We start from the raw sequence: 15335 nt of genomic DNA, 5'->3' as shown, positions 1-15335 counted from the left end.
TAGCCGATGCTTGCCTCGATCCTCGCATCCGGTCTCGCGGCGGGCGCGATCTACGCGCTGGTCGGCGTCACCTACAACACGATGTTCTCGACCTCGCGGGTGATGAGCTTCACCGCCGGCCAGCTCGCGATGCTGGGCGGCGTGTTCGGCTCGATGTTCACGCTGAAGCTCGGCCTGCCGATCGCCGCAGGCTTCGTGCTGACGCTGCTCTGCTGCGCGATCATCGGGATCGTCACCGAATTCGTCGCGGTGCGGCCGGTGCTCAAGAGCCTCGACCAGCATCTCTACGTGCTCTCGACCTTGGCCGTTGCGCTGATGATCCAGCAGGTCACGGCGATCAAATGGGGCACCGAGCCGCAGCCGTTCCCGCGCATCGCGGGATTCGGCGAGGGCGTGCTGGATGAAAAATTCTGGCTGCCGGTGGTGGCCTGCGCGATCACCATCATCGGCCTCGAATATCTCTACCGCCGCACCCTGGTCGGCCGCGCCTTCCTCGCGATCGCTGAGGACAATTTCGCGGCGCGGGCGCTCGGCCTGCCGGAGCGCAATCTGCGTGTCGCAAGCTACGCGCTCGCCGGTGTGGTCGGCGGCATCGCCGGATTTTCCGGCGGGCAGTTGCTGCTCGCCTTCTTCGCCAATGGCGCGCTGCTCAACTTCTACGGCTTCGTGCCGGTGGCGCTCGGCGGGCTCGGCAACAACCGGGGCGCGATCATCGGCGGGCTGGCGCTCGGCCTGTTCCAGCAGGCGGCGAACTTCCTGGTCGGCGGCATCTTCTCCTCGGTCGCGGTGTTCACGCTGTTCATCGTGGTGCTGCTCGCCGCGCCGCAAGGGTTGTTCGGCGCCTCGACCGCGCGGAGGGTGTGATGACGGCGGTCGCCACCACTCAGCCGCAGACGGGAAGCGGCGCATGGCGCACGACGCTGCCGCACGTTCTGCCCTTCGTCGGCATTTTGCTGGCCGCCGTGCTGCTGCCCTTCGTCAGCAATGATTACTGGGTGCTGATCGGCACCCGGATGGCGATCTACTGGGTGCTGGTGTCCGGCCTCAATCTGGTGGTCGGCTTTGCCGGCCACCTCGCGATCGGCTATGTCGCATTGCTGACGCTCGGGGCCTACACCACCAGCGTGCTGGTCGCCGGCAATGTGATGCCCGCGCTTCCGGTGTTTGCGGCGCTGCCGATCGCCGGCCTGATCGGCGCGGTGTTCGGCGTGATCGTCGGCCTGCCGGCCTTGCGCCTGCGCACCTTCTACTTCGCGATGTCGACCTTGGGCTTCGCGACCATCGTGACCCAGATCGCGCTGGCCTGGCAGAGCGTGACCGGCGGCGGCATCGGTATATCAGGCCCGGAATTCCCGGCGCCGTTCAACACGCCGTGGGGATTCTACGCGCTGTGCATCGGCTTTGCGGTCGTCACCACCTGGATGAGCGCCAATGTCGCGCGCAGCCGGTTCGGCCGCGCGCTGATCGCGGTGCGCGACGCCGAGGTCGCTGCCGAGGCCAGCGGCATCTCCAAGCCGAACATGCTGATCGCGATCTTCCTGTTCGCGGGTGCGCTAGCGGCGATCGCCGGCGGCCTGTTCGCGACCCTGCAGACCTACATCACGCCCGACGCGTTCACCTTCGATCTGTCGGTGCTGTTCTTCATCGCGATCCTGATCGGCGGCCGCGGCTCGATCCTCGGGCCGATGCTCGGCACCATCATCCTGACCATCCTGCCCGAGATCGCCGCGCCGCTGGCGGCCTGGTCGACCTTCCTCTACGCGGTGCTGCTGCTCCTGATCGTGCTGGTGATGCCCGGCGGCATCGCGGCGTTGCTCGACTTCCGCAACCGCCGTCCGCTCGCCAGCAACCGCGCCATCGTGCCGCGCCCGGCCGCGCTCGCCGACATCGTGCGGCGGCGCGACGGCGGCAAGACGCTGCAGCTGCGCGGCATCGCGCTGAGCTTCGGCAATGTGAAGGCGATCGACGGCCTCGACCTCGACGTCGCGCCGGGCCAGATCCACGGCCTGATCGGCCCCAACGGCAGCGGCAAGACCACCACGCTGAACGTGATCTCGGGCTATTACGCCGCGAAGGCCGGCACCATGACGCTCGGCGACGAGATGTTGCCCCCGGGCGAGCCGGTCAGGCGCGCGGCCCGCGGCATCGCGCGCACCTTCCAGACGCCGCGCGTGATCGGCGAAGCCTCGGTGCTGGAGAACGTCATGATCGGCGGCTCGATCGAGGGCAGGGCCAGTTTCGTCGAGGCGACGCTGGCGCTGCCGCGCAACGGCGCCGACGAGCGAATGCTGGCCGCCAAGGCGCGCGCGCTGCTCGGCGTCGTCGGGCTCGAGGCGCTCAGCGATGTGCGCGCCGACCGCCTGCAGCACAGCGAGCTGCGCTTCATCGAGATCGCTCGCGCGCTGATGCTCGATCCGGACTTCCTGCTGCTCGACGAGCCCGCGGCCGGCCTCTCCAACGACGAGATCGAGCGGCTCGCCAGTCTGATCAAGGCGGTCTGCGGCCGCGGCACCGGCGTGCTGCTGGTCGAGCATCATGCCGATCTGATCTTCGATATCTGCCACCAGGTCACCGTGCTCAACCTCGGCCGCACGCTGGCGGCGGGAACGCCGGCGGAGATCCGCGTCCACAAGGAGGTCGTCAGTGCTTACCTCGGCGGCTGAACCTCTGCTCGCGGTGCGCGCGCTGGAATCCGGCTACGGCAAGATCCGCGTGCTGCACGGCATCGACATGACGATCGCCGCCGGCGAGGTCGTCGCGCTGCTCGGTCCCAACGGCGCCGGCAAGACCACGCTGCTGCGCGCGATGTCGGGTCTGTTGCCCGTCACCGCCGGGCAGGTCCGGTTCGGCGGTCGCGACATGACCAACGCCACGCCGCGCGATGCCGCGCGTGCCGGGCTCGTGCATGTGATCGAGGGGCATCGCGTGTTCACGCAGATCTCCGTCACCGACAATCTGCTGCTCGCCGGCTACGACCTGCCGCGCGCCGAGCGCGCCGCACGCGTCGAGGAAGCCCTGTCGTTCTTCCCCGAGATCGCCGAGAAACGGCATGAGCGCGGCGGGGCGCTCTCGGGCGGGCAACAGCAGATGTTGACGGTGGCGCAGGGGCTGGTCCGGCGGCCGCGACTGCTGATGCTCGACGAGCCCTCCGCGGGGCTGTCGCCGGTGCTGGTCGATCGTGTCCTCAACGTCATCGGCCGGCTGCGCGCGCAGGGCACCTCCGTGCTGCTGGTCGAACAATTGCTCGAGAAGGCGCTGGCCTGTGCCGACCGGGTCTACGCGCTGGTGCAGGGGACGATCGCACTGGAGGCGCCGACCGGGGAAGGCGACCTCGCGCGCCGGCTCGAGCGTGCCTATTTCGGCCATGAAAGCCATGCGCTGGGGGCCTGAGGCCGGCTTCCCCGCCCGCTCAAAACTCGGGCTTGGCGCGCGGCGCCGTTTCTGGCTTGATTGCCCGGTGGGTCTGGCCTCATGGTCGTGTTAGAGTGCACCGGAATCCGCAAGCGGACAGTGTATCGGGAGGGTAGTGTTCATGCTGTGCCCGGCCTGTCGATCCGAGACCCTGGCAGAGGACGGTGTCTGCCGGTCGTGCGGGCTGAGCTTCTCCGCCGTCTGTCCGAACTGCCAGCATCCAAATCTCGAGACCGCGCGGTTCTGCGGCGCCTGCGGCGAACGTCTGGACCAGGTCCAGCCGCTCGGGGAGCGCAAGGTCGTCACCGTGATGTTCGCCGATATCGTCGGCTCAACGGAGCTCATCGGCGACAATGATCCCGAACTTGCGCTCGACCGCCTTCCGCCCGCGCTGGCGCGGATGGGCAGTGCGGTCCAGCAGTATCACGGCACGATCATGCGCAACATGGGCGACGGGCTGATGGTGATCTTCGGCGTCCCCCACGCCCAGGAGGATCACGCGCTGCGTGCCTGTCAGGCCGCACTCGCCATGGTCCAGTCCTCGCGCGACAACGGCATCGGGTTGCGGGTCGGCATCCACTCCGGAGAGATCGTCGCCGGCGTGCCGGACAAGTTCACGAAAGAGCAGGGCGTCTACGGCGCTGCCGTTCACCTTGCGAGCCGGCTCGAGCACATGGCGCAGCCGGGCGACATCTGCGTCACGGAATCGACGTTCAAGCTCGTGCAGGGATCCTGCGATGGGCGCGCGCTCGGCCATCAGGACGTCAAGGGATTTCCGCGGCCGGTCGCGGTCTACCGCCTGATCGGAATGAAGCCGGCGCGCGCGCCATTCCGCGATGCCGTCATCGGCGCCTATCGCGGCCGCGATGCCGAGCTGGCCGTCCTGCACGACGCCTTTGCGGGCGCCGAGCGTGGGGAGGGCAAGGCGATCGGCATCTCGGCGGCACCCGGCCTCGGCAAGAGCCGGTTGTGCTTCGAATTTGCGCGGGTCGCCAGGGAGCGCCTGGTGCCGGTGCAGGAGGCTCGGGCTTCGCCCTACGATCACTCCGGTCCGTTGCAGCCGCTGCTGGAATTCTTCCGCAACTTCTTCCGGATCGCGTCCACCGACGATGCGGAAACCGCGCGCGCCAAGATCGCGACGCGGATCGAATCCTCGGTCCCGCATCTGATGGACGACGTTGCGTTGCTCTCCGATTTCCTCGGCATCCGCGACGCGCAGGCGGCGGCGCCCGCGATGGATCCGAAGGTGCGGCACGCACGGCTCGTCAATCTGGTCGCGAGTCTGGTCCGTGACGGCACTCGCACGCCGTCGGTGATCATCATCGAGGACATTCACTGGCTGGACGAAGCGAGCATCGAGTTCGTTTCGGCGCTGGTGAATGTCGTGCATATCAGCCGCGCCCTGATCATCCTGACCTATCGCCCGACCTACCAGGCCCCCTGGACCGACGGCCCCGGATTCCGCGAGCTGCGGCTCGACGAACTCCGGGACGAGGACGTGTCCGCCCTGACGCGCGATCTGGTCGGCGACCACCCGTCGACCGCCCCGGTACGCGACCGCATCGTCGAGCGGAGCGGGGGCAATCCGTTCTTTGCCGAGGAGCTCATCCGCTCGCTGGTCGATAGCGGCGAGCTCGACGGCCGGCCGGGTCATTATGAGGCATTCGGCCAATCGCCGACCGAGACCCTGCCGGCGACGGTTCAAACCGTGATCGGCGCGCGCATCGATCGGCTCGCGCCGGCGGACAAGGAGGTCCTGCAGGTTGGCGCCACGATCGGCCGGGAGTTTCCGCTGCCGGTGCTTGCCGAGGTCACGCGGGCCCATGCGCCCAACCTCTCCGACATCCTCGGCCGTCTGCTGGAAGTCGAACTGATTGAGAATGTGCCCGGCGAGACCGGGCAGGAACGCTTCGCCTTCCGCCATCCGCTGATCCAGGAGGTCGCCTACGCCATGCAGCTGCGCAGCCGCCGGGTCGAGCTGCATGCCGCGGTGGCCAGAGCGCTCGAACGCTTCCACCACAACCAGCTCAGCGAATATGCCGACCCGATCGCCCATCATTTCGAGGCTGCCAAGGATTATGGGCCGGCGGCCGCCTACACCGCCCGCGCAGCGGCCTGGATCGGGACCACCAATTCGCGCCTGGCGATGAAGGCATGGGTGAAGGTCCGACTATTGCTGCAATCGCTGCCTCATGCGCCCGAGACCGACCGGCTGCGCATGCACGCGTCGGGGCAGATCGTGAGCCTCGGCTGGCGCGAGGGAATGAGCGCGGAGGAAGCTGTGCCATTCCACACCGAGGCCCTGGATATGGCGCGGCAATTGAAGGACTCGGTTTCGGAAATGCTGATCCTGGCCGGCTATGGCCGGCTCGTGGCCTGTACCGGCTCGGCGGACGAATACGTGGGGCAAGTGCTGCACGCGATCGAGGTCTGCGAAGACCCGAGCATCAGGACCATCTTGCATGTGTTCCTGTGTCAGGCCTACGGCTATGCCGGCAAGCTTCGGGAAGCGCTCGCAGCCGGCGAGACCGCGCTCAAGCAAGTCTCGAGCATCGAGGAATCCCACGAAGCGCAGCTCGGCTTCAAAGTTGAACGATGGGTTGAGAGCCTGTATGCGCGGTTGCTGGTGCGCACGGGCAGTTTCGATCTTGCGCGGGAGAATATCGCCAAACTGGTTGCCAGCGAAAGTGGACATCCCGATCCGGCTGTCCTGTTCATTCCGCATCATGCCGGAGTCGAAATGGCCTGGCTGACGCGGGACGAAAAGCTCGCCGATCTTCACAGCCAGCGTATCGAGGAGATCGCCAGCAGAAACAACACGCCCTATGTTGCAGTGTATGCGAGCGTTTGCCGCGGACTGGCGTCGTCGCTCGCGGGGGACCACGTTGCGGCGATCCAGAAGCTTGAATCGGCGATCCGGCTCGCGCGGGAGGCTTTCGCCGGCCTCGAATATGAAAGCGACATGCTGGCATTCCGCGCCGAAATTCATCTGAGGAGCAACAGTCTGACCGCCGCTTTCGGCGCTGCTGAGCAGGGAATCGCGGTCGCGCGAGAGCGGCAGGCGCGGCTCGCCGAATGTCGCTCGACGCTGGTGCTGGCGCAGATAGTCAGCGCGGATCGCTTGCGTTATCCGCAGTATCAGCTGAGTGAGCTGCTTGCGCGCGCCCGGTATCTCATCGAGGAGACCGGCGCGCAGCCTTACGAGAGCCTGTTCCCGGTCGTGCAGTCGGCGGCGGCGTCTTGCGGACAAGAAGCGTGAATTCCCGCAACCCGTAGCCGGTGATCAATTCGACGCGGCCGAACCGTTCGCAGAACGGCGTCCAGCGCTCGGGCACGGTGCGATACAGTCCCGCCCCGGCAGTGGCGTCATCGCGGGGCAGCATGAAATTGACGGCAAAGCCGATCCGGCTGCTGGCCTCGAGGTCGGTGAGGATCGCCGCGACATAGGCTTCCCATTCCGGGACGGGATGGCCGAGCCGGACATTCAAGGTCCCGCTCACGAGCGAGTAGTCGGCCAGCGCGCCGCATTGCGAACCCACGGCGAACACGGCCCGGCGGTTGTTGGCCCAGCGGACGCGCGCGGCATCGACCATCGCCGGCGAGATGTCGATGCCGCGATAAGTCACGACGGCATCGCCATGCCGCATCGCCAGGAACTCGAGCAGCGCGCCGTAACCGCAGCCGAAATCGTTCAGGCTGAACGGTTGCCCGAAATGACAGAGCTTCAGCAGCTGCACGAAGCGCAGATATTGCGACACCACGTTCGGCCAATCGACCCCGAGCGGGGTCGGGCCGTGACGTTGCAACGTTCCCGAATAATAGTTGCGAACCTTGGTCTGCAGTTCGCGCATCGTGCCGGTGTCGCGCTATTTCTTCTTGCGCTTGCCGGCCTTGGGACGGTGGGCGCTGATCGTCGGGACCGAGATCGTCAGAAAGCCCTTGCTGGAAAAGCTCAGGACGCGATCGCCGTTCGTGATCTGTACGATTCCCTTCGGGTGCTCCCCGGGATGCCAGGTGAAGAACACCGGCATCGCCCTGCCGCTTTCGAGATTGCCCTGCAGTGACGCAACGATCTGGTCGTGTCCGTTCTTCCGCGAGGCCTTGCCGTCGATCGATGCGCCGGTCTTCTTCAGCAGCTTCAAGTACCGGAAAAATCCGTGGCGATCGGCTTCGCCGACCGGCGCGATGTTGAGAAGCCCAAAGGACATCTGCAGCGTGTGCTGCGACGAGAATACCTTGAACTCCTTCTGAAACTGGATCATCTCGTCCAGTGCTTCGCCAATGAATCGGGAATTCAACTGCTCCTGAACGTGCGGGACGTACCCGTCGGCAACCAATCCGCCCATGGAAATTCCTCCTGAAAAGGACATGATAACCCGCTTCGCGGTCTCCGGCCAGTCGCGAAGTCACAAACTGCCAAACCTACAATCATCGGTTGGTACAATTGTCTATGAATTGCTTCACAAATTTGGCCGTGCATTATGCACGACCACGTGTTTCCCCTTTGCTCGGTCGCACCCGTCCCGGTGCGCCACTTCGATAGTCATGCCATGCGGCTTCCATTCTTCTACGGCTGGGTCATCGTCGCGGTGACATTCGTCACCATGGCGATCGGCGTCAACGCGCGGACGGCATTCTCGCTGTTCTATCCGCCGATCATCTCCGAGTTCGGCTGGGAGCGCGGCGTCACGGCCGGCGCATTCTCGTTCGGCTTTGTCGCATCCGCGATCGCAAGCCCGCTGATCGGCCGCCTGATGGACCGCCGCGGGCCACGCGCAGTGATGGAGCTTGGTGTCCTGTTGATGGGTTCAGGCCTGCTGCTGGCGCCGCTGACCACGCAACCCTGGCACCTCTATCTCACCATCGGCGTGCTGGTCGGGTCCGGCAGCGTCTGCCTCGGATATTCCGGCCAATCGCTGTTCGTGCCGAACTGGTTCACCCGCCGCCGCGGGCTCGCGATCGGGCTCGCCTTCGCCGGCGTCGGCATCGGATCGGTGACGCTGCTGCCATGGGTGCAGCACATGATCGAGCACACCGGCTGGCGCACCGCCTGCACCGCGATGGGGATCATGGTGCTGGTCGTGCTGGCGCCGATCAACCTGCTGCTGCACAAGCGGCCCGAGGACATCGGGCTGCAGCCGGACGGCGATGCGGCGCCGACCGCCACGTCAGCGAAACCGGCATCGAACATCGTCGATCCGGTATGGGCTGGCACCGACTGGACGCTGCCGCGCGCGCTGCGCACCGCGCGGTTCTGGTGGATCGCAACCGGCTATTTCTGCGGCCTGTACATCTGGTACGCGGTGCAGGTGCACCAGACCAAATTCCTGCTCGACATCGGCTTCAGCTCCAATGTCGGCGTCTGGGCGCTCGGCGTCGTCAGCCTGCTCGGGATTCCCGGCCAGATCTGGCTCGGGCATCTGTCCGATCGGATCGGCCGCGAATGGGTGTGGGCGATCTCGTGCTTCGGCTTCGTGATCTGCTTCGCCGCGCTCGCGGCGCTGAAGTATTGGCCGAGCATGACATTGATATATCTCATGGTCTTCAGCCAGGGCGCGCTCGGCTATGGCCTGACTTCCGTGATGGGACCGGTGGTGCTCGAGATATTCCAGGGCAAGCATTACGGCAGCATCTTCGGCACGGTGATGCTGGCAGCGCTCGCCGGCGGGGCCGCAGGCCCGTGGATCACGGGACAGCTCTATGATCTCTCCGGCAGCTACACCAGCGCGTTCCTGCTCGGCATTGCCGTCAGCCTGCTGTCGGCGCTCGCGATCTGGCAGGCTTCGCCGCGCAAGGTCCGCGCTGTCGCCGGACAGATGCACAAGGTCGCAAGCGCGGCCTAAAGCATGATCCGGAAAAGTGCGAAGCGGTTTTCCGAAAAGATCATGCTTAGACAACGAGCCAAAGCGCGATGATGATCAATCCAATCTCATCGCGCTTTAAGAGATCAGGCGGATGACACGCCGATCGCGCGTTGCAGGTCGGTGATCGCGCGCAGGCAACTGTCGGCGGGCGTGGTCTCCGGATCGATCAGCCGGTGCAGGCGGAAACCGTCTTCCAGCGCCAGCACGATTGCGCCGGTCCAATCCGGGTCGAGCCTGGCGTTCCGGCCGCTGTTCCTTTGCGCGGTCTCGACGATGTCGGCGATCAGCTTGCGCCGCGCGCGCAGGCGCTTGGCGAGTTCGGGACGGCGCTTCTCGGCGCGCGCCACGAACAGGATCATCTCCATGTGCAGGAGAGGCGAGCGGCCGAGCGGATCCTGTTGGCTGCGATCAACCGTCCGCAGCGCCTCAAGGAAGTCGGCGAGGTTGCTGTGCTTTGCAAGCAGATCGAGATTGCGCCGGATCGATTGCTCGACGTGATCCTCGAGCATCGCGAAGATCAGCTCGTCCTTGCTCTTGAAGTTCGAATAAAAGGCGCCGCGCGTGAAGCCCGCCGCGGCGGCGATCGCCTCGATGCTGGCGCCGCCGATGCCCTGTTCCTCGAACACCCGCGCCGCCGCCTCGAACAGCTTCTCGCAGGTGTCGTCCCGTGTCGGTCTGGTTCGAACCCTTGACATCGGCACAGTTTAGGGCACAATGCAACTCGATACAATAGTGTATCCAGTTGCATTCGACGAAACCAGAATGACCGTACCCGTGATGGTGCGGTCTTGAGGATGACACCAAGGCGCGCCAGGGTGCAGGCACCGGGGCCGCGAGCGAACGAGGTCACAATGAACGAGCAAGTTCAGCCGGCGAGCGGCGAGCCGCTTTTCAATCCGCTGGCGCCCGAATTCATTCGCAATCCCTATCCGTATTACGAGCGGCTGCGCCGGCTCGATCCGATGCATGTCAACGCGCACGGCGCCTTCGTCGCCAGCCGCCACGCCGAGGCGAGCCTCGTGCTGCGCGACAAGCGGTTCGGCAAGGATTACGTCGATCGTACGATCCGCCGCTACGGTCCCAAGATCATGGAGGAGCCGGTCTTCCGCAGCATGAGTCACTGGATGCTGCAGCAGGATCCGCCCGACCACACCCGCCTGCGCGGCCTCGTCGTCAAGGCGTTCACTGCACGCCGGGTCGAGGACATGCGCCCGCGCATCCAGCACATCGTCGACGAGACGCTCGACCGCATCATTCCGCAAGGGCGGATGGACCTGATCGAGGACTTCGCGTTCCGCCTGCCGGTGACCATCATCTGCGACATGCTCGGCATCCCCGAGGAGCACCGCGAGGCCTTCTACAACGGCTCACGCGACGGCGGCCGCCTGCTCGAGCCGGTGCCGATGACGGCGGAGGAGATCAAGCAGGGCAACGCCGGCAACGCGATGGCCGCGATGTACTTCCATCAGCTGTTCGAGCTGCGCCGCAAGCAGCCCGGCGACGACCTCACCACGCAACTGGTGCAGGCCGAGGAGGACGGCCAGAAGCTCACCAACGAGGAATTGACCGCCAACATCATCCTGCTGTTCGGCGCCGGTCATGAGACGACCGTCAACCTGATCGGCAACGGCCTGCTCGCGCTGTTCCGCAACCCGGACCAGCTCGCGTTGCTGAAGGCCAATCCCGGCCTGATCACCAACGCGATCGAGGAGTTCCTGCGCTACGATTCCTCGGTGCAGCTGACCGGCCGCGTCGCGCTGGAAGACATCGAGGATCTCGGCGGCAAGCGCATCCCGAAGGGGGAGAGCGTGCTGTGCCTGCTGGGCTCGGCCAACCACGACGAGGCGGTCTATCCGGACCATCCGGAAAAGCTAGACATCCAGCGGCCGAACGTGAAGCCGTTGTCGTTCGGCGGCGGCATCCACTTCTGCCTCGGCGCCCAGCTGGCGCGAATCGAGGCCGAGATCGCGATCTCGACGCTGCTGCGCCGGATCCCCGATCTGCGGCTCGATGACGCGGAAAATCCGGAGTGGCGCCCGACCTTCGTGCTGCGCGGGCTGAAGCGGCTCCCGGCGAGCTGGTGACCGCCTTAATTCGTGGCAGGGCAGCCGCTCCTGCCGCGGCGGCCGGCGTGCACGCACGCTTGAACGGGAATCCGTAGTCCACCCGACGTCGCAGCGGTAAAGCCGCTGTGACTTCGCCATACTTGCCCCTATATTTGGGTTGCTCCGGCCAAGGTTGGCAAAGCGTTCAGCATGAGGAGGCTGCCGCGGAGCGGGCTCAAAGGGAGACACCGTGCAGACGACGCTGCTCGGCCTGGCAATCGCCTTCATTCTGGCACTGGTAGCTGCGCTGGTCGGTCCGTATTTCGTTGACTGGAACCAGTTCAGGCCGCAGTTCGAGGCGGAGGCGTCCAAGATCATCGGCGCGCCGGTTCGGGTCGCCGGCAATCTCGACGCGCGTCTGCTGCCCGCCCCCTCGCTGCGGTTGAAGACCGTCACCGTCGGCGGCGCCAACGACATGGGCAAGGTTCGCGCCGCCAATCTCGACGTCGAGTTCAGCCTCAGCTCGTTGATGCGCGGCGAGGTGCGCGCCAACGAACTCACCATCAATGGCCTGTCGCTCGATCTCGGGCTCGATCCGAAGGGACGGATCGACTGGTCGCCGTCGAGCGGGAGCTTCAACCTGGCTTCGCTGGCGATCGACCGCCTCAACCTGACCGGCCGCGTCGCGCTGCACGATGCCACGAGCCGCAGCACGCTCGAGCTGAACGACATTGCCTTCAGCGGTGATGTCCGCTCGCTGGCCGGCGCGATCCGCGGCGACGGCAATTTCATGTTCGACGGCAACCGCTACCCGTTTCGGATCTCCTCGGGGCAAAGCGTTGACGGCAGCGGCACCCGCCTGCACTTCAACATCGATCCCGGGCAGCGGCCGGTGTCGGCCGATCTCGACGGCATCCTGACCTTCGAGGCCCGCGCGCCGCGGTTCGACGGCACCGTGACGCTGGCAGGTGCGGCGGGCCAGCGCGGCGGCAGCGAGATGCCGTCCTGGCGGATCGCGGCCAAGGTCAAGTCGGATTATTCGGCGGCGCGCCTCGACCAGGTCGAGGTGAGCTATGGCGCCGAGGACCGTGCGCTGAAGCTCGCGGGCAATGGCGACCTCCGGTTCGGTACGTCGCCGCTGCTGCGCGCCTCGCTCACGGCGCGGCAGCTCGATGGCGACAGGTTCGCCGCCAAAGATGGCGCCAAGGACGGCGCGAAGGATGGTGCCAAGGACGGTGCCAAGGACGGCGGCAACGGCAATGTCGAGCCGGTGCGCGTGCTGCCGGCGATGCGTGCGGTGCTGTCGGGTCTTCCGCAAAGCCCGATACCGGCGCAGGTCGAGCTCACATCCGAGCAGGTCATGCTCGGTGGCCGCCCGTTGCAGGACATCTCGGCCGAGCTGCAATCGGATGCGAAATCATGGACTGTGCGCCGGCTGGAGTTTCGCGCGCCGGGATCCACGCGGGTCTCGATGAGCGGCGCCAGCGCGCAAGCCGGGGCCGCGAACAGCTTCAAGACCGCGCTCAACGTCGAATCCTCCGATCCCGATACGCTGATGACCTGGCTACAGGGGCGGAGCGACATCGCCTATCGCAGCCAGAAGCCGCTGCGCCTGCGCGGCGACGTCACGGTGTCGCCATCAGGCTTTTCGATCGACGCGATGAAGGCGGAGATCGAGGGCGGCGCGCTCGAGGGCCGCATCGCGGTCGCGCATCGCGAGGCCGCGAGCGGATCGAAGGTCGAGGCACAGTTGAAGGCAGAGCGGCTCGATCTCGATGCGACCGCAGCCGTCATCCGCTCGCTGGCTGGTCCGCAAGCCGAATGGCCCGATGAGGCGCAGCTGTCGCTCGACGTCGCGCGCGCCATCTCGTCGGGGCAGGAACTGCGCCCGCTGCTGGCGAAGATTGTCTACAACCCGAAGACCATCGTGCTCGAGCGCGTGAAGATCGGTCAGCCCGACAACGTCACGCTGGACGGCAGCGGCAATTTCGACCGTGCCAACTCGACCGGCAAGCTCACGCTCGACGCGACCGCCGCGTCGCTCGCCCGGCTGACTGCCGTCGTTCAGCCGTTCGCGCCGGCGCTTGCCGCGCGGCTCGGCGTGCTCCGCGCGGATGCCGGCCCGGTTCGCGCCAAGCTCGCGCTCGATCTCGCGAAGGGCAAGGCCGCCGATCGCGTCGGCGCGCGCGCGACGCTCGATCTCGACACGCCGCAGCTCAAGGGCAATACGGTGATCTCGGCGACGCCGACCGTCACCGCGATCCGTGCGCTGGATTTCGATGCGCTTCGCGCCAGCGAGGTCACAGCCGAGGCGAAAGTCTCCGCCAGCGAGGGCCACGCGCTGCTGGCGCTGCTTGGGCTCGACCATGCGGTCGCAGCGGGCGCGGGCTCGACCCAGTTCGAGGGCACCGTGAGCGGCGCGTGGCGCGCGCCACTCAGGCTGAAGGCGAGGCTCTGGGGCGCCGGGCTCGACGCCGATGCGGAGGGAACTGCCGAGCCGTGGAGCAGGGACGGCGCCAGCGATAGCAAATCGAACGTCAGCCTCCGTGTCCGCAGCGCCGACATCAGTCCACTGCTCAATCTGAAATCATCCGATCCCGCCGCGAACATCCGCCTGTCGTCGAAGCTCACGCTCGGGGGCGACAAACTGACCTTCGACGATCTCGACAGCATCGTTGCCGGTTCGCGGCTGCGCGGCCGTCTGGCGCTGACGCTCGGCGATCAGAAGAGCGTCGACGGCGAAGTCGGCCTCGATCAGATCTCGCTGGCGCCGGTTTTCGCGGCTGCGATCGGCGCCGCCGGGCATGATGCGGCGGAGCCGCTCGGCCAGGGGCTGACCAGCGCCTGGCGCGGCAAGGTCACGTTCGAAGCGCTGCACGGTCTGCTGCCCGGCGGCGCCGAGCTGCAGCCGGTCAGCGGCACCATCAGGTCGGACGGGCAGGCGCTAACCTTCGACGGCATCAAGGGCAAGATCGGCGGCGGCGAGGCGACCGCCTCCATCGACGCGCGACAGGGCGTCAACGGGCTCGCGCTGAACGCCAATGTGCAGCTGTCGGGCGTCGACGCCTCGGCCTTGCGCTATCGCAGTCTGGCGATGCCCAAGGGGCGCGCCTCGATGCAGATGACGTTGTTGACGCAGGGCCGCAGCGCCTCGGCGCTGATCGGCGCGTTGTCCGGCAGCGGCGCCGTGACGCTCGAGGGGCTGAACCTTCCAGGCCTCGATCCGCGCGCGTTCGACGTCGCGATCCGCGCCAGCGATTCCGGGCAGGCGACCGATGATACGCGGTTGAAACAGATCGTCGAACCGGCGCTCGCGGCAGGTCCGCTGCCGGTCGCTTCGGCGCAGATTCCCTTCAACATCCGCGACGGCCGCATCCGGGTCGGTGCCACCACGCTGGCGGCGAGCGGCGCCAACGTCATCCTGTCCGGCGGCTACGACATTCCGGCCGACCAGGCCGACATCCGTGCCGCACTGGCATCGACGCAGGTCGGCACCACCAACAGCCGCCCGGAAATCCAGCTGCTCGCCGTGGGCACGCCCGACGGATTGTCGCGCAGCATCGACATTGCGGCGTTGTCGTCGTGGCTCGCGGTGCGCGCGATCGACCGGGAGACCAAGCGCCTCGATGCGATCGAACGCGGCGAACCGGCGCCGCCGCCGACCCCGGCGGTGCTTCCGCCGGCCGCCGCGCCGGCGCCCGATGCGTCCAACCCGAATTCGGCGGGAGTGCCTTCCGCCAACTTGCCGGCGCCCGGTCCCGATCCGCGCCGCGTGCCGCCGAAGCCGAAGATCGTTGCGCCGCGGCCGCCGGCTGTCCCGCCGGTCGCCACCGTGCCCGCGATCGTACCGCCTGCGCCGCTTGCGAGCCAGCCCCAGCTGGCGCCGCTGCCGCCGCCGATCGAGGTCAAGCCGGTGCCCGGAGCGGCGAGGTCGAGGCCGCTGCGGCCGCCATTGTCGCTGACGCCGCAGGTCGCCAATCCGCCGCCGCGGCCACCGATACAGAACTAGAACACG

The 15335-nt window shown here is 66.8% G+C and carries 10 protein-coding genes; 7 read left to right on the top strand and 3 right to left on the bottom strand.

The genetic code is table 11. The annotated features are described in order from the left end of the window. Positions 1-6 precede the first annotated feature (6 nt). The 4 genes from CK489_RS37300 (at position 7) to CK489_RS37285 (ending at position 6670) form a co-directional block, all read left to right on the top strand. The gene (locus tag CK489_RS37300) at positions 7-864 is read left to right on the top strand and encodes a branched-chain amino acid ABC transporter permease (protein ID WP_050628393.1); all 858 of its coding nucleotides are present in this window, start codon (positions 7-9) and stop codon (positions 862-864) included. Then, a complete protein-coding gene (locus tag CK489_RS37295) occupies positions 864-2663 on the top strand; it encodes a branched-chain amino acid ABC transporter ATP-binding protein/permease (protein ID WP_095735835.1) in 1800 nt (599 codons plus the stop codon). Before CK489_RS37300 ends, CK489_RS37295 begins: the two co-directional genes overlap by 1 nt. Continuing rightward, the gene (locus CK489_RS37290) at positions 2644-3390 is read left to right on the top strand and encodes an ABC transporter ATP-binding protein (protein WP_245350694.1); all 747 of its coding nucleotides are present in this window, start codon (positions 2644-2646) and stop codon (positions 3388-3390) included. Before CK489_RS37295 ends, CK489_RS37290 begins: the two co-directional genes overlap by 20 nt. Positions 3391-3532: 142 nt before the next feature. Then, the gene (locus CK489_RS37285; protein ID WP_095735834.1) at positions 3533-6670 is read left to right on the top strand and encodes an adenylate/guanylate cyclase domain-containing protein; all 3138 of its coding nucleotides are present in this window, start codon (positions 3533-3535) and stop codon (positions 6668-6670) included. On the opposite strand, the gene CK489_RS37280 is transcribed toward CK489_RS37285, so the two are convergent. Next, on the bottom strand, positions 6585-7262 hold the full coding sequence (locus CK489_RS37280; protein WP_095735833.1) for a class I SAM-dependent methyltransferase: 678 nt from the start codon (positions 7260-7262) through the stop codon (positions 6585-6587). The two genes, CK489_RS37285 and CK489_RS37280, sit on opposite strands and share 86 nt — an antisense overlap. A 15-nt stretch (positions 7263-7277) precedes the next feature. Continuing rightward, entirely contained in the window at positions 7278-7757 is a 480-nt protein-coding gene (locus CK489_RS37275; protein ID WP_095735832.1) for a hypothetical protein, read from the bottom strand. 204 nt (positions 7758-7961) lie between these two features. Between CK489_RS37275 and CK489_RS37270 the strand changes: the two genes are divergently transcribed. After that, positions 7962-9254, top strand: coding sequence for an MFS transporter (locus CK489_RS37270; protein ID WP_095735831.1), 1293 nt, complete (start codon positions 7962-7964; stop codon positions 9252-9254). A 104-nt stretch (positions 9255-9358) separates the two neighbouring features. On the opposite strand, the gene CK489_RS37265 is transcribed toward CK489_RS37270, so the two are convergent. After that, positions 9359-9970 carry a TetR/AcrR family transcriptional regulator gene (locus CK489_RS37265; protein WP_050628401.1) on the bottom strand — a complete coding sequence of 204 codons (612 nt, stop codon included), beginning with the start codon at positions 9968-9970 and terminating at the stop codon, positions 9359-9361. Between the two features lie 156 nt (positions 9971-10126). On the opposite strand from CK489_RS37265, the gene CK489_RS37260 reads away from it, so the two are divergent. After that, positions 10127-11359 carry a cytochrome P450 gene (locus tag CK489_RS37260; RefSeq protein ID WP_050628402.1) on the top strand — a complete coding sequence of 411 codons (1233 nt, stop codon included), beginning with the start codon at positions 10127-10129 and terminating at the stop codon, positions 11357-11359. Positions 11360-11570: 211 nt separating this feature from the next. Beyond that, positions 11571-15329, top strand: a complete 3759-nt coding sequence (locus tag CK489_RS37255; protein ID WP_095735830.1) for an AsmA family protein — start codon at positions 11571-11573, stop codon at positions 15327-15329. Positions 15330-15335 lie beyond the last annotated feature (6 nt).

The organism is Bradyrhizobium sp. UFLA03-84 (assembly GCF_002289535.1).
Classification (GTDB): Bacteria; Pseudomonadota; Alphaproteobacteria; order Rhizobiales; family Xanthobacteraceae; genus Bradyrhizobium; species Bradyrhizobium viridifuturi.
Note: the sequence above shows the minus strand (reverse complement) of the source record. Positions and strands in the feature narration are given on the sequence as shown.

Excerpts from the sequence above, each read along its gene's own strand:
- CK489_RS37260 (WP_050628402.1), top strand. The coding sequence starts at position 10,127 with ATGAACGAGCAAGTTCAGCCGGCGAGCGGCGAGCCGCTTTTCAATCCG.
- CK489_RS37270 (WP_095735831.1), top strand. The coding sequence starts at position 7,962 with ATGCGGCTTCCATTCTTCTACGGCTGGGTCATCGTCGCGGTGACATTC.
- CK489_RS37295 (WP_095735835.1), top strand. The coding sequence starts at position 864 with ATGACGGCGGTCGCCACCACTCAGCCGCAGACGGGAAGCGGCGCATGG.
- CK489_RS37275 (WP_095735832.1), bottom strand. The coding sequence starts at position 7,757 with ATGGGCGGATTGGTTGCCGACGGGTACGTCCCGCACGTTCAGGAGCAG.
- CK489_RS37280 (WP_095735833.1), bottom strand. The coding sequence starts at position 7,262 with ATGCGCGAACTGCAGACCAAGGTTCGCAACTATTATTCGGGAACGTTG.
- CK489_RS37285 (WP_095735834.1), top strand. The coding sequence starts at position 3,533 with ATGCTGTGCCCGGCCTGTCGATCCGAGACCCTGGCAGAGGACGGTGTC.
- CK489_RS37300 (WP_050628393.1), top strand. The coding sequence starts at position 7 with ATGCTTGCCTCGATCCTCGCATCCGGTCTCGCGGCGGGCGCGATCTAC.
- CK489_RS37265 (WP_050628401.1), bottom strand. The coding sequence starts at position 9,970 with ATGTCAAGGGTTCGAACCAGACCGACACGGGACGACACCTGCGAGAAG.